Genomic DNA, 15,771 nt, shown 5'->3' on the forward strand with positions numbered 1-15,771 from the left:
GTACTTTCGCTCCTTAGTTTCTGTTGGCAGTTAGTTCATCGGCGCGTTACCCCTGCCGAGGAAAGAACCTCCCACCCCTTCTCCGCCGTCCCTTTGCTTTAGGAAAAAAGCCCCTGTTGGTCCTTGCAGGAACCCTGGCCCAGGCGGCAGGCCCCCCTGTACAGCCATTGCCGTAACCTGAACTTTGGCGACATCCCCTGCAGAGCATTGCAGAAAATCTAACTCCGGGTTCAGGACTTTTACAGATTCCTGCAGAAACCCGGGTCCTTGTAAAGTGAACACCAAATTTTACATCATCAACATTGTCGCAAAAAGATTGAAAAAACAAATGAAAATGGTTATAATAAAAAAATATGACTGTTAACAGCAAAAGTATTATGACAAAGGCGGACAATAATGAGTGGTTTTGTGCGTTTTGAAGATGTTAAAAAAGTATATAAGACCGGTGAGATGGAAATCCCGGCACTGCATGATGTGAACTTTGAAATTGAAAAAGGAGAATTCTGCGTTATTGTGGGAGCTTCCGGCGCAGGTAAAACTACTATCCTGAACATTCTGGGCGGCATGGACACTCTGACCTCCGGCAAAGTATACCTGGATGAAGAGGAAGTGTCCGCATTTAATAAGAAACAGCTGACAGCCTACAGGCGCTATGATGTGGGATTTGTCTTTCAGTTCTATAATCTGGTGCAGAATCTGACTGCCCTGGAAAATGTGGAGCTGGCGGCCCAGATCTGCAGAGAGCCGCTGGATGCGGCCGTGATACTGGAACAGGTGGGGCTGAAGGAGCGGACCAATAATTTTCCGGCCCAGCTTTCCGGCGGAGAACAGCAGCGGGTGGCCATTGCCAGAGCGCTGGCAAAGAATCCGAAGCTTCTGCTCTGTGACGAGCCCACAGGAGCGCTGGATTACAATACGGGAAAAGCAGTGCTCAGGCTCCTGCAGGGAACCTGCCGGGAGACAGGGAAGACAGTGATTGTCATTACGCACAATCAGGCTCTCACGGCCATGGCAGACCGCATTATTACAGTGAAAAGCGGCACGGTGGTCAGTATGGTGAAAAACGAGAAGACGGTTGACATTTCGGAGATCGAATGGTGAGAATATGCGGGAAATAAGGAAATCTACCTTCCGGGAAATCAAAGCAAGTTTTGGCAGGTTTATGGCGATATTTGCCATTATTGCGCTGGGAGTGGGCTTTTTTGCGGGGCTGAAGGTGACGAAAGAAGGCATGACTGCAACAGTGAAGGATTATCTGCACAGATATTCTTTTTATGATTTCCGTCTGCTCTCCACACTTGGATTTCAACAGAAGCAGGTGGATTCCCTTTATGCGGCCCTGGATGTACAGGCAGTGGAAGGGGCGGTTTCTTTTGACATACTGTATCGACTGGAAGACGGCCGTCAGGGTGCGGTTAAGGCGCACAGCGTGACGGAACAGGTGAATACGCTGAAGGTGATGGCCGGAAGGCTGCCCCGGAGCGGAACCGAATGCGTGGTGGACAGCAATCTGCTTGGAAAATCGGCTATCGGGGCGACGATTACATTGTCGGAAGACAATGAAGAAGAGGACCTGGAGCACTTTGCAGAGCGGGAATATACGATTGTTGGGATTGTACGTTCTCCTCTGTACCTGCAGTACGAGAGAGGCAATACTTCTCTGGGCACAGGACGTCTGGACGGATTTATCTATTTGCTGCCCGAGGGGTTTGACGTGGATTACTTTACGGAAATCTATGTGAAGTTCGAGCAGAATCACGATTTATACAGCGAAGCATACGATTCACTGATCGCGGAGAAAACCTCTGTCTGGGAGGCGCTGACCGGGGAGGCTGCGCTGGAGCGGTATCAGGATATTGTGGATGCGGCGGAGACGGAGCTTGCGGAGGGCCGCGGGGAGCTGGAGGAGAACAGAGCCCGGGGAGAGGAAGAGCTTGCGGAGGCTGCCCGGACACTGGCAGAGGCGGAAGAGCAGCTGGCGGACGGGGAGACAGCGCTGGCGGACGCCCAGATGGAACTTGCGGAAGGAGAGCTGGAAATCTGGGAAAATGAGGAAGAGATTCGGAAAGCGAAAATAACAATTTCGGAGAAGGAAGCAGAACTGGATGACGGCGAGGTGGTCATTGCCGGGAAGGAGGCGGAACTGGCGGAAGCCAGGGCGCTTGTGGACAGCAATGAGATAACGCTGCGCAGCAGTGAACGGGAGCTTGCGGAGGGAAAGGCACAGTGGCGGAGTAAGAAGGAGACAATGGATGCCGCGAAGCTTGCCGCAGCCGAGGGCAGAAAACGACTGCAGGAGGAATCGGCGGAGCTGGAAAATCAGAAGAAGAAGCTGCAGGCTGATCTGGAAAGCGGTGCCATTACCCAGGAGGCCTATGACGCAGGGATTGCGGTGATTGAGAGAGGACAGCAGACCATTGCGGAATACGAGGAACAGCTTGCGGCAACGGAAGAGCAGCTGCTGGAAGGAGAGCGGGAGCTGGAAGCCGCCTGGCAGCAGATTGCGGAATCAGAGGCGAAGCTGAACGAAGGCTGGCAGGCGCTGTCGGCTGCCAGACAGCAGCTTTCGGAGGGGCAGCTGGCCATTGTGGAGGCAAGGCGGGAAATTGCCGACGGGCGTACAGCTCTGGCCCAGGCAAGGAAAGAGCTTGTGGAAGGAGAACAGGCCCTTGCCGAGGGGAAAAAGGAGCTGGAAGAAGGAAAGGCAACTCTGGCGGAAAAAGCCGGAGAACTGGCAGATGCAAAGCAGGAATATGCCCACGGGCGGAAGGAGTATGAAGATGCCCGGAAAGAGTTTGATGAAAAAATTGCCCGGGCCGAGGCCGAAATAGCAGAGGGAGAGGAAGAACTTGCGGATTTGGATAGGCCCGAGACCTTTGTGCTGGGCAGGGATACCAATGTGGGCTATGTCTGTTTTCAGAATGATTCCAATATCGTGGAGGGGATAGCCAATATTTTTCCGGTGTTCTTTTTCCTGGTGGCGGCCCTGGTGTGTATCACTACCATGAACAGGATGGTGGAGGAGCAGCGGACCCAGATTGGCGTGCTGAAAGCGCTGGGATATGGAGAATCCACCATAATGTCAAAGTATATGATATATTCCGGGCTGGCTTCGGTGACAGGCTGTGTCTTCGGATTCTTTCTGGGAACCTGGGGCTTTCCGAAGGTGATATGGTTCTGCTATGGGATGATGTATAATGCGGACCCCATTTTCTATATATTTAACTGGAAGCTGGCGGTGATTTCCCTGGTGGTATCTCTGCTGTGCTCCATTGGGACCACTTGGCTGTCCTGCCGCGTGGAGCTGAATCAGGTGGCGGCAGCCCTGATGCGGCCCAAAGCGCCGAAGGCGGGGAAACGCGTGCTTCTGGAGCGGATTCCGTTTCTGTGGAGGCGGCTGAGCTTTCTGCATAAGGTTTCTCTGCGGAACATATTTCGCTATAAAAAGCGGCTGTTTATGATGGTGGTGGGAATCAGCGGCTGTACGGCACTGCTGGTCACGGGCTTCGGTGTCAAAGATTCCATCGCCGATGTGGCGGCGAAGCAGTTTCGGGAGGTGCAGACCTATGATATCGGCGTATCTCTGAAGGAAGGCGCTGACGGGGCGCTGGAAGAGAAGCTGAATGGTCTGATGGCAAAGGGAATTGACGAGTATGCCTTTGTGATGGAGAAAAACATGGAAATCGTGACGGAAAACGGTGTCAAGTCAGTCTATCTGGTGGCGGGGACGGAGGAGAAAATGGTTCCTTTCCTGAATCTGCATACTGTGGAAGGGCGACAGGTGGCCTATCCGGCACAGGGAGAGGCTGTTATATCCAATAAGCTGGCGGAAGACTATAAAATCAAAGTCGGTGACACCATAACCCTGAGGGACGAGGAGATGCTGAGCATTTCTGTCAGAGTATCCGGAATATACGAGAATTTTATCTATAATTATGTGCATATTACGGAAGACACCTGGAGACAGCTGACAGGGACGGAACCGGAGCGGAAGACAGTCTATGTGAATTTGTCGGAGACTGCGGAAAGTGATGTGATTGTGACAGATGAGCTCTCTGATCATGAAATGGCGGCTGAGCTGATGAAATGGAAGCAGGTATCTACCGTTACGGTGAATCGGGATACTATGGAACGAATTGGTAACATGATGTCAAGCCTGGACATTATTGTGGTGGTGGTCATATTGTGTGCGGCAGGACTGGCCTTTATTGTGCTTTATAATCTCACCAATATTAATATCACAGAGAGAATCAGGGAAATCGCCACAATCAAGGTTCTGGGCTTTTACAGGAAGGAAACGCAGAGCTATGTCTTCCGGGAGAATATCATGCTGAGTTTGCTGGGCATGCTGGTTGGACTGGTGCTGGGGCATTTCCTGCACAGATTTGTCATGAATGAAATCCGGGTCGATCTGATCGCTTTTCATATATATGTGAAACCCATAAGCTTTCTGTACAGCGGTTTGCTGACGCTGGCATTCGCCTGGCTGGTAAACCTTACCATGGGCGGAAAGCTGGAGGGCATCAGCATGACAGAATCTTTGAAAAGCGTTGATTAGAAAGGATGTACAGAATGAAATTCGATATGCATTGTCATACAAAAGAAGGATCGCTGGATGGGAAAGTGCCCATTGAAGAATTTGCGGATTTACTGAACGAAAAGGGATTCGACGGGATGCTGGTCAGTGATCATGACTCCTATAAGGGATATCGGGCGTGGAAAAAACAGCATGGCGGCGGCTATGATCAGGAAAGAGACTTCCTGGTTCTGAAGGGAGTGGAATACGATACCATTGACGCGGGGCATATTCTGGTAATTATGCCTGAGGGCATAAAGTTGAAAATTTTGGAACTTCGGGGACTTCCGGTACAGTTTCTCATAGAAATTGTCCACAAAAACGGAGGAATTCTGGGGCCGGCACACCCCTGCGGAGAGAAATTTTTAAGCATTACCAATACCAGAAAACACCGCAATCAGCTGGCGGTTATGGATAAGTTTGACTTTCTGGAGGGCTTCAATGCCTGTGAGAGTCTGGAGAGTAACGCAGGGGCAATGGAGATTGCGCGATGCCATGACAAGCCGGTATTTGGTGGCAGCGATGCACATAAGGAGGATTGTGTGGGCCTGGGATTCACGGAATTTACGGAGCCGATTACCTGTGAATCCGATCTGATCAGACTGGTGAAGGAACGCGGACGGGAGGCCTGTGACTGCGGCGGAGAATACTATGAGAAAACCACGAAGCAGAAAATCGGAAAGGCCAATTCTCTGCTGGTGGACGGATTCTGGGTCTATAACCGGATGGCAAGTATGATGCGCCATCACAAGAGGAAACTGGAACTGCGGAAATACTATATTCGGATAAAATAAATTCGGAAACCACGTTTTTTAATGAGAAGTTCTGCTGTAATTCATAAAATCTTAAGGTGCATTTTTGAAATTGTGTGTTATACTCAATATGTGGCACAGACGGTGCCGCACATTGCGTGAAAGGACAGTATTATATTATGAAGAAATTTAATTTACACAGGTTCGGAGGCTGCAGAAGGCCGGCTGCATTTGCTCTGGCTGCGACAATTGTGATGTCGCTGGCAGCCTGCGGCAAGACAGATAGTACGGACGAAGTGAAAAAGGAATGGGCCTATGTGCCGGAATTTGTCACAATTGAAGACGAGCGCATGGATTATTACAATATGCAGTTGATGGGAGAGAATCTGTATTCTGTGTCCTGGGAGTGGGATGAGAATACGAACTTAAGCACTCAGAGCATCTGCAAATATTCGCTGGCAGATAAGACCGTGACCCAGACGCCGGTGGTCTGGCCGGAGGGTGCGGTCAATATGAATATCAACGAAACAGCTTTCACGGAGGACGGCAGCCTGTATGCTATTGTTTATTCTTATTCGGAAGATGGCGTGTCGAAGAATTTCCTGACAAAATTTGACGGGGAAGGAAAATGGCTGTTCTCCCAGGAGATCACAGACATGGTAGCAGATTCTTACATAAACGATATGGCGGTAGACGGGGAAGGCCGTGTGTATCTGGCAGGAGACGGCAATATCTGGCTGCTGGATGCGGAGGGGAATCAGCAGGGCAAAATATCCATGGATTCCGCCAACAGCTGGATCGACAGCATCGTCTGCGGTAAGGATGGGAAAATGTATATCACTTATCGAAGCTACAATGAAAGTGCAGGTACAAGCGAATATGCATTGACAGCCATTGATTTTGCAGGGAAAAAGCTGGGAGAGTCTTACGCGGGTTTACCGGGCAACAGCAATGGACTTGTGGCAGGAACAGAGTATGACTTTCTGGTACATGACAGTACTCATGTATATGGATACAGCCTTGAGAAACAGGAAGCAGAGCTACTGTTCGACTGGCTGGACAGCGATATCAACGGCAACAGTGTCAGGAACTTCGGCGAACTGTCTGACGGCAGACTTGCTGTGATTATCGAGGACTGGGAGACGAATGACAAGGGTATAGCTCTGCTGACGAAGAAGAAGGCGGAGGAAGTGCCGGAGAAGGAGACTATCGTTGTGGCTACCATTTCCGGAGGCTACAATCTGCAGGGGCTGGCCGTACAGTTTAACAAGGCGAATTCGCAGTACCACATCTCCGTAAAGGAATATTATGACTTTAACAATGGCGGTGAAAATGCGTGGGCGGATGCGCTGACCAACCTGAATAATGATATCACTTCCAACAACTGCCCGGATATTATTGACCTGTCCGGTCTGAGCGTGGACCAGCTGGCGGCGAAAGGAGTATTCGAGAATCTGAGTCCTTACCTGGAAAAGAGCAGTGTACTGAACCGGGCTGATTTTATTGAGAATATTTTGAATGTATATACATTTGACGATGTACTGGTAAGCATACCTTCTGCATTCAGCATGCAGACCATAATTGGCAGCGCCGATATGGTGGGTGAGAAGAGCGGCTGGACGCTGGATGAGATGATTGCGCTTGCGGAGGAACACCCGGACGCGGAGATTTTTGACAAGGTGGCAAAGCGTGAGATCATGCAGGCTATGATGATGTTCAATGAAGATGCTTTCATTGACTGGTCCACAGGGGAATGTAATTTCAATTCAGATGAATTTAAGAAAATGCTGGAGTTTGTGAATCGGTTCCCGGACGAGGTGGACTGGCAGCAGGACGGTCCTTCCACACCTACCAGAATCCAGAATGGGGAAGTGCTTCTGGATACGGCCTATGTGTATGACTTTGATCAGATACAGCTGTATGAGGAAATATTCCAGGGCAAGGCGGTATGCGTGGGATTTCCCACGATGGATGGAACCGGCGGACATGCGTTGTCAGCGAGTAATGCATATGCCATTTCCACCAAATCCAATCAAAAGGATGGGGCATGGGCATTTATTGAAAGCGTTCTGAATAAGGAAGAAAGCGAAAATCGTTACTGGAACGGATTTCCCACGAGGAAATCTCAGCTGGATGCCATGATAGCGGACGTAACCAAAGTGGAGTATGCCACAGACGAAAACGGAGAGGTCATTTTGGATGAAAACGGAGAAGCCATTGCAATGGGAAGCCATGGAGTAGGTTATGAAGATGGCTGGAGTTATGACTTCCGTACACCCACACAGGAGGAAGTGGATGTCGTTCTGGCGCTGATGGACGAGGCAAAGCCTGTTTCCTATGGCGGTGAGGATGAAGTTATGAAGATAATCAACGAGGAAGCGGAAGGCTATTATTCCGGCCAGAAATCGGTGGATGAAGTGGTGGGTGTTATTCAGAGCCGCGTCCAGATCTATGTGAGTGAGAATAAATAGAGAACGGTCGGCTATACTGTGGCCGCAATGGGGCACAGAGAAGATAATGTCTGGAAATGAGGACAGAAATGGGCAGAAAGCAGAAAGAAGGGCGCCGCAAGGCGCCCGAATCGAAACATCGTATCAAAACGACCCGGAGAGAGCGTAAAATCAAAATCAGCTCGGGGCTGTATCTGGCCCCCAGCTTTTTGGGTGTGATGGTATTTTTTATCCTTCCTTTTCTGGTTGTGATTTATTATTCGCTGGTAGATAATCCCATCAGCGGTAATTTTGTGTTTTTGGATAATTTTATCAATATCGTACAGAATTCGGCATTTAAAAGTGCGGTTCGCAATACCTTTGTCTTCTCGGCGGTGGCAGTGCCGCTGGCGGTAGTGCTGTCACTGCTGCTGGCCATTGTGCTGGAGGCAAAACTGCCTTTCAGAAGCCAGTTCAGGACTTTTTTTCTGAGTCCCATGATGGTACCTGTGGCCTCCATTGTGTTAATCTGGCAGGTTTTGTTCCATTATAACGGTGCCGTGAATGAAGTGTTAAGTAAAATCGGAGTGGATAAAATTGACTGGCTGAAATCCGATTATGCACTGGTCGTTATAGTCATCCTCTTCCTGTGGAAGAATCTGGGGTATAATATGATCCTGTTCATGGCGGCTCTTGCCAGTATTCCGAAGGATATTCTGGAGGTTGCGGAACTGGAGAGCGCTAAGCCGCTGCAGACCTTTTTTTACATAAAGATTCGTTACCTGTCGTCTTCCCTGCTGTTTGTGACGATTATGTCCCTGATAAATTCGTTTAAGATATTCCGGGAGGTGTATCTGCTGACAACGGATTATCCCTATGATTCCATCTACACACTTCAGCATTTTATGAATAATAAATTCAAATCGCTGGACTATCAGACGCTGTCGGCGGCAGCGATACTGATGTCTCTGGTAATGATTGTGATAATCGGAACCCTGTTCATTGCTGAGAATCGGTTCGGAAAGGATGTGGAGGGATGAGAAAAAAAGCCGTGGATATGCCCGGACAGGAGGATAAACGCATACTTCTGGACCGGCGGGCCGCGATTCGCAGAAAGCGTCTGCACACAGCCAGAATAGCGCTGGCCACGCTGGTGGCCGCCGCGTTTGCCATTCTGTTCCTGATGCCCATTGTGCTGACCATCACCAATTCCTTTATGGCGGCATCCGAGATCTCTTCCAATTACGGTAAGATATTTGCCACTGATGCCAACGGGGGGAAGGTATATATAGCGGAAAAAGTAAATCTGAAGTTTATCCCTGATATGGTGTCTTTCAGCCAGTATAATACGGTATTGCTCAAGAGCCCGGAATATCTGCTGAAATTCTGGAATTCCGTGATTCTGGTGGGACCCATCGTGGTGTTTCAGCTGCTTGTGGCATCGCTGGCATCGTATGGTTTTACCAGATATCGGGGCAGAATCAGGGAGATGATATTTTTTATGTATATCATACTGATGCTGATGCCTTATCAGGTGACGCTGGTGCCGAACTACCTGGTCAGCGACTGGCTGAACCTTCTGGATACCAACTGGGCCATCTGGCTGCCGGGTATCGTCTCGCCCTTTGCGGTATTCCTGCTGACAAAATTCATGCGGAGAATTCCGGAGTCGGTGATGGAGGCGGCCCAGATAGACGGAGCGGGGGAATGGCAGATATACCGCAGAATCTGTATGCCGCTGTGTAAAGGAGCCATCTGTTCCGCGGCGATTCTGGTGTTTATCGATTACTGGAATATGGTGGAACAGCCGTTGATTCTGCTCACGGATGCGGAGAGCCACCCCCTGTCGGTATTCCTGAGCAAGATCAATGCAGGAGAAATCGGACTGGCCTTTGCGGTGGCCACTATTTACATGGTGCCCAGCCTGCTGATTTTCCTGTACGGAGAGGAGTACCTGGTGGACGGTATTACATATCAGGGGGGTATCAAGGGTTAAAAGGCGGAACAGATTTAGAGTTTATTTTAAAATTTCAGGAACAGATAGATTGAGGAGAGGTAGAGCGATGAACGAGAACGGAAAGAAAAAAAGGGAATGGGTGAAGACGGCGGCGATAGTGTTTCTGTCCGTGATGTTGGTACTCACTTTTTTCTCTAACACGATTATGAACTATTCCCTGCCGGAAGTGGCTACGCAGTATGTGCAGTCCGGTACTATCACGGCCAAAATAAGGGGATCAGGCACGGTGGAGAGCGGCGATCCCTACAATGTGGAAGTGAAGGAGTCCCGGAAGGTCTCCGGTGTTGCCGTACACGTGGGAGATACGGTGCAGCAGGGTGATGTGCTTGTGTACCTGGAGGATCAGGAGAGCGAGGAGCTGAAGACGGCGAAGGAAGCACTGGAAACTTTGCAGGCAGAGTATGAAAAGGCGATTGTCAGCGCCGATACCAGCAAGGGGATTGTCAATCGTGTTGAGAGTGGAAATGTTACCTCCACAGATTCCAAACTGGCTCAGATTGATTCTTATAACAAGAAGATTGAGCAGTTGGAGGGAGCCATTAAAAACTATAATAATCGCATTGCGGAAATTGAAGCCGAACTCAGTAAACTGGGAGAAAATACGGTGGATACCTCGGTAGAGGAGCTGCAGGTAAATGCAACGCAGGCAGAACTGGAGAAGGCGGCAGCGGCTGTTCCGGCAGCTAAGGAAAAGCTGGAGGCAGCTCAGAGTGTGCTGGAATCCGTGAACAGTGCAGTGAAGGCGGCGGAAGAAAGAAAAGCTGCCTGTGAGGCGGCAAGATCTGTAGCAATGGAAAATCACACCGCAATGCTGAACCGACTGAACAGCCTGAATGAAAAGAATGCGGCGGGTAGTATCACCTCAGATGAACAGATAGAGCTGGACCGTCTGAGTGGAGACGGAGAAGGCAGCGTGACAGCGGCTTCTGCAGTATTGGCGGATGCGGAAACTGCCCTTCAGGAAGCGACAACTGCACTGGAGAATGTAAATGCCAGCATAGTGGCAGATCGGGAAAAGGCACAGAATGAAATAAATGCCAGACAGGCGGAATATAATAGTGCACTGGACGCGCAGACAACGTGGGAGGGCAAGGTGGCGGAGGCAAAGCGCAATCTGGCCAATAAACAGGCGACGAAGCCGGATAACAGCCATAGGGATGCATTAACCAATGAGAAAGCAGACCTGACAGCAGCTTTGGGAAAGTCGAACACAGAAAAAAGTGATGCGGAAAAAGCACTGACCGAGTTATTGGCCGGCTTTGCAAAAGAAGTAGATTTGTCTGCAATGTTGAAGAAGATCCAGGATCAGAAAAAAAGTGGTGGAAGATTTAACTGCGAAGTCAGTTGATGCTACCATCACAGCTCCCATAGCAGGTACGGTGACAGCTGTGAATGTAACTGCGGGCAAGACAACGGATGCCGCTACTCCGGTGGTTGTACTTCAGCCGGAAGGCAAGGGCTATACCATGAGCTTTTCCGTGACGAACGAGCAGGCGAAGAGACTGAGCGTTGGAGACGTGGCAGAGCTTGTGAATGCCTGGAGATACGATGACCTGACGGTGACGCTGGCAAGCATTAAGCCGGACACCACTGATCCGGGACAGAAGAAGCTTCTTACCTTCGAGATTACCGGCAATGTGACTGCCGGACAGACACTGAATGTGTCTGTGGGACAGAAAAGTGCGAACTATGATTATATTGTGCCCAACAGTGCGATTCGTGAGGACAACAACGGTAAATTTATTCTGATTGTGGAGTCTAAGGCGGGACCTCTGAGCACCCGTTATATTGCCAGTCGTGTGGATGTGGAAGTGCTGGCAAGTGATGACACGCAGTCTGCGGTCAGCGCAGCACTGTATGGCTATGAATTTGTGATTACAACTTCCACAAAGCCGGTGGAAGCCGGCAAGCAGGTCAGACTGAGCGATAACAGCTGACATAAGGGATTGGAAATGAGGTAAATGATGAAGAAAATAGTATTGGGTATAAGCGGAGGGATATCTTTTCTGATTTTCCTGATTCTGCTTTTCGCCGCCAACTATTTGGGAAGCAGTCAGCTCTCTCAGAGTGCTGCGGAGAGATGGAGCAGCGAAGGCGATGCTTCTCAGGTCAGCTGTTTTTTTCCCGTGGACGCGGGGATGACGGAAGACCGGATTATTGAATTTCAGCATACCATTGACGGTGCGCTGACGGATGCCTCGGTGTTGCAGGAGTCCACAAATCCCGGGGCCAGACTCTGGGCAGATGCTTACAGTGCCGACGGCAAAGTGACGATTTCCAGTGACAAAACCAGTTTGTCTGCAGATGCTATTGGCATTGGAGGAGATTTTTTCCTGTTTCATCCGCTGAAACTGCTCTATGGCTCCTACTTTTCGGGAAATGATCTGATGCAGGACTACTGCGTTATAGATGAGGATGCGGCATGGCAGCTTTTCGGTTCCAATGATGTGGCGGGAATGATGGTTTCCATCGGAGGAGTTCCCCATATTGTCACAGGTGTGGTGGAGCGACCGTCCGGTCGTCTGGCAGAGGCTGCGGGACTGGATTCCACGCTGGTGTATGTGTCTTATAAGACGCTGACCGAGCTGGGAGAGAGCAACGGCATCAACCATTATGAGATTGTAATGCCCAATCCCATTACCGGATTTGCAGCGAATTATATCCGGGAGCAGCTGGGAGCGGATGAGAAAGAGACCGAGGTGGTGGAGAATACTACCCGATATTCCCTTGTCACCAGACTGAAGCTGCTGACACAGTTCGGAACCCGTTCCATGAACGGGAAAGCCATCATTTATCCCTATTGGGAAAACATCGCAAGAGGCTATGAGGACATTCTCATGGTGATGACGCTTTTTGAACTGCTGTTTCTGCTGTATCCTGTTATTCTGGGGCTGGTGTTCTTCTGCATCTGGTGGAAGCATAAGGGCTGGACAGTAAAGGATGTGTGGTATAAACTGAAGGATATGGTGGAACGCCGTATGGAAAAGCTTCGGGAGAACAGAAAACGGAAGAAAAACGGGGAGATTGACGACAGTGCGCTTCTGGAGGAGCTGGAGGACGAGAAGAAGCCTTTTCAGGGAATCCGCCGCCTTCGCGGGAAATGGAAGAGAAAGTAACGTTGAAAGCGGCAGCTGCGCAACTAATATGAGGAGGAAAATGATGAGAAAGAGCTGGTTAAAAAAGGCAGCGAGCGTGGGAACAGCGCTCGCTCTGACAATGGGACTGTGTGCCTGCGGCGGGGGGAACAAAACGGAAAACGCCGGACTTGCAAAGGAGAATGTCTACAAGTTTGAAGCATTTACCATGCCGGAGATAAAGGGGGATGATTACAATGTGTACACCTCTCACTATAAAGACGGCATGATATATCTGGTTTTAGAGGTTTACCATTGGTCGGAGAATAATAACGACAAGGATATACAGCTTTTGACCATGAAGGAAGACGGCTCTGAAGCGCAGCTGACACCGCTGGAGATTCCGCAGTGGAAAGGAGTGGGAGCAGATGCCGGAAACGCAGCTGCTCCAGGAGAGGAAGGAGAGCCTGCCGGGGAGCCCGAAGAGAGCGGGGAACCTGAAGGAGATGCCGCTGAGCCAGAGACGGAAGGAGAGGATACGGCAGAGCCTGACACAGAAGGAGAGGACTCCGCAGAGTCTGAGACGGAAGGAGAGGATACGGCAGAGCCTGACACAGAAGGAGAGGACTCCGCAGAGTCTGAGACGGAAGGAGAGGATACGGCAACATCTGACACAGAAGATAGTATTGCTGTGGAACCGGACATCTACAGGCCGGAGCAGGAGATTTATGAGAATATTTATTTTGGGAATTATGTTTTCGGCCCTGACGGTATGCTCTATGCCTTGAGGAATTATAATTATCAGAATAATGCCGCTGAAGAGTATGTTTCTATTCAGAAGAATTATATCACCTGCTGGAATCTGGACGGAAGTCTTGCCTGGGAGACGGAGCTGGAAGGGCTTACCTCCGAAGAAGAATGGCTCTATGTGACGGCTCTGACGGTGACAGGGGACGGTACCGTGAACATTCTGCTGAACGGAGACAGTGCCTATAAGATGTCTGTGGACGGGCAGGGGAATGTATCTGAGAGGAAGCCAATGTCTGAAGAAGCAGCAAAGATTTTTGCCAATGGCGGCTCTGTCATGACAAAAGCGGACGGTACTTTTCTGGTGACCTATTACGATGAGCAGGACTGGGCAAAGCAATATATAACCACCTATGATCCGGCTACCGATACCCTGGGGCAGCCCAGTCAGCTTCCCACTTCCATGACCTGGGACGGGTATAATACCATGAGTGCGGGAATCAGTTCCGACCTGATATACAGCAACAGCAAGGGTGTGTTCACTTACAAAGTGGGTGACACCGAGAGTAAGGAGAAGATGAACTTTATCAATTCCGATCTGAATATCAGTGATTTTAATTCTCTGATTGAGCTTAGTGACACTTCTTTTCTGGGAATCTTCCGGGAGAATTACGGGGAGGATGTACAGGCGGGTATCTTTACGTATGTGGACCCCAAGGATATTCCGGATAAAGCTGTCCTGGTGCTGGCGGGCAACTGGATAGGCAGCGACCTGAAACAGCGGGTAGTGGAATATAACCGCAGCAATGAAGAATATCGGATTACCGTAAAGGAATATGATTCTTATAATACGTATGAGGACTATGAGGCCGGACTGACCCAGCTGAACAATGATATCACCACAGGCAATATGCCTGACATTCTGATTACTTCCGGGCTGCCGGTGGAAAATTACGTTTCAAAGGGGCTGCTTGCAGATGTGGGCAAGCTGATTGAAAAGGATGAGGAGCTGTCTCAGGTTGAGTTTGTACAGAATGTGCTGGATGCATATTCGGTGGATGGTAAACTGTATTATGTGATACCGAATTTCAGAGTGAGCACAGTAATCGGCAAGACTTCCATTGTGGGTGACAGGACCTCCTGGACTATGGCAGATATGAAGGAGCTGATGAGTACCCTGCCGGAAGGAACCAATATGCTGGGAGAGATGACCAGGGATTCCTTTATGTATACAATGATGGATTTCTGCGGGGCGGATTTCATGGATGTCAGTACCGGAAAGTGTGAATTTGACTCTCAGAACTTCCTGGATATGATGGAATTCGCAAAGGAGCTTCCGGAGGAACTGAGTGAAGATTATTTTGGAGAAGATTACTGGAGAAATTATGAATCCCAGTATCGCGAGAACAGAACGATTCTGAGGAACTTATATATCGGACGCCTCAGTGATGTGAATTCCACCATAAACGGCAGCTTTGGTGAAGATGTGTCCTATATTGGTTTCCCCACGGAAAGCGGCATGGGCTCCTATGTGCAGGCACAGGACAGTTATGCGATTTCAGCCCGGTCCGCGAATATTGACGGCGCATGGGATTTCTTAAGATTTTATCTGACAGACGAGTATCAGAAGGAGCTGACCTGGGGACTGCCCATACAGATGAAATACTTTATGGAAGATGCCCAGGAGGCAACGCAGAGGCCGTATTACCTGGATGAGAATGGCAACAAAGAGGAATATGATGATTATTTCTACATAGGCGGAGAGGAAATCAAGCTGGATCCCATGAGCCAGGAGCAGGTGGATGAGCTGGTGAACTTCATCTTCTCTATCAATAAATGTTATTATGGCAATAGTGACATTACTACAATTATCAATGAAGAGATGCCTTCCTTCTTCTCCGGACAGAAGAGTGCCCAGGAAGTGGCGAAGATTATTCAGAGCAGGGCACAGCTGTTTGTGAATGAGAATCGCTGATGCAAAACGCTGTGAAAAAGGAGCCCGGGCCTGCCGCAAAAGCGGCAGGCCCGGGTTTCCTCCTTTTTATCCGGATAACTTCTCGGAATCTTCAGCCCTGATTTTATAAGGCTTTCAGACCCCTATTTCAAAAAATCACCCACTTTTTTGCAAAAAACACTTGACAAATCACTCAAAATTTGCGGCGAAGCCGATTGATTA

General features: G+C 49.6%; 10 protein-coding genes. All 10 read left to right on the forward strand.

Annotated elements, in window-relative coordinates:
• Window positions 1–396 precede the first annotated feature (396 nt).
• The 10 genes from NSB25_RS28050 to NSB25_RS28095 all read left to right on the forward strand — a co-directional run bounded on the left by NSB25_RS28050 (window position 397) and on the right by NSB25_RS28095 (window position 15,570).
• Window positions 397–1,101, forward strand: coding sequence for an ABC transporter ATP-binding protein (locus NSB25_RS28050; protein ID WP_103242531.1), 705 nt, complete (start codon window positions 397–399; stop codon window positions 1,099–1,101).
• 4 nt (window positions 1,102–1,105) lie between these two features.
• Window positions 1,106–4,558, forward strand: a complete 3,453-nt coding sequence (locus NSB25_RS28055) for an FtsX-like permease family protein (protein ID WP_103242532.1) — start codon at window positions 1,106–1,108, stop codon at window positions 4,556–4,558.
• Window positions 4,559–4,572: 14 nt separating this feature from the next.
• A complete protein-coding gene (locus NSB25_RS28060) occupies window positions 4,573–5,370 on the forward strand; it encodes a PHP-associated domain-containing protein (protein WP_103242533.1) in 798 nt (265 codons plus the stop codon).
• A gap of 137 nt (window positions 5,371–5,507) precedes the next feature.
• Window positions 5,508–7,799 (forward strand): extracellular solute-binding protein, encoded by a 2,292-nt coding sequence (locus NSB25_RS28065; protein WP_103242534.1) that lies wholly within the window; start codon window positions 5,508–5,510, stop codon window positions 7,797–7,799.
• A gap of 68 nt (window positions 7,800–7,867) precedes the next feature.
• Window positions 7,868–8,797, forward strand: a complete 930-nt coding sequence (locus tag NSB25_RS28070; protein WP_103242539.1) for a carbohydrate ABC transporter permease — start codon at window positions 7,868–7,870, stop codon at window positions 8,795–8,797.
• Window positions 8,794–9,753, forward strand: coding sequence for a carbohydrate ABC transporter permease (locus NSB25_RS28075; protein ID WP_242982633.1), 960 nt, complete (start codon window positions 8,794–8,796; stop codon window positions 9,751–9,753). The genes NSB25_RS28070 and NSB25_RS28075 overlap by 4 nt, the downstream gene beginning before the upstream one ends.
• Before the next feature lie 67 nt (window positions 9,754–9,820).
• Window positions 9,821–11,122 carry an efflux RND transporter periplasmic adaptor subunit gene (locus NSB25_RS28080; protein ID WP_103242535.1) on the forward strand — a complete coding sequence of 434 codons (1,302 nt, stop codon included), beginning with the start codon at window positions 9,821–9,823 and terminating at the stop codon, window positions 11,120–11,122.
• On the forward strand, window positions 11,094–11,711 hold the full coding sequence (locus NSB25_RS28085) for an efflux RND transporter periplasmic adaptor subunit (RefSeq protein ID WP_257479355.1): 618 nt from the start codon (window positions 11,094–11,096) through the stop codon (window positions 11,709–11,711). Before NSB25_RS28080 ends, NSB25_RS28085 begins: the two co-directional genes overlap by 29 nt.
• A 24-nt stretch (window positions 11,712–11,735) precedes the next feature.
• Entirely contained in the window at window positions 11,736–12,890 is a 1,155-nt protein-coding gene (locus NSB25_RS28090; protein WP_103242537.1) for an ABC transporter permease, read from the forward strand.
• 40 nt (window positions 12,891–12,930) lie between these two features.
• Window positions 12,931–15,570: an ABC transporter substrate-binding protein gene (locus NSB25_RS28095; RefSeq protein WP_172455316.1), complete on the forward strand. Its 2,640-nt coding sequence runs from the start codon at window positions 12,931–12,933 to the stop codon at window positions 15,568–15,570.
• Window positions 15,571–15,771 lie beyond the last annotated feature (201 nt).

Origin of the sequence: Acetatifactor muris, from assembly GCF_024623325.1 — a bacterium.
In the GTDB taxonomy this organism is placed as follows: Bacteria; Bacillota; Clostridia; order Lachnospirales; family Lachnospiraceae; genus Acetatifactor; species Acetatifactor muris.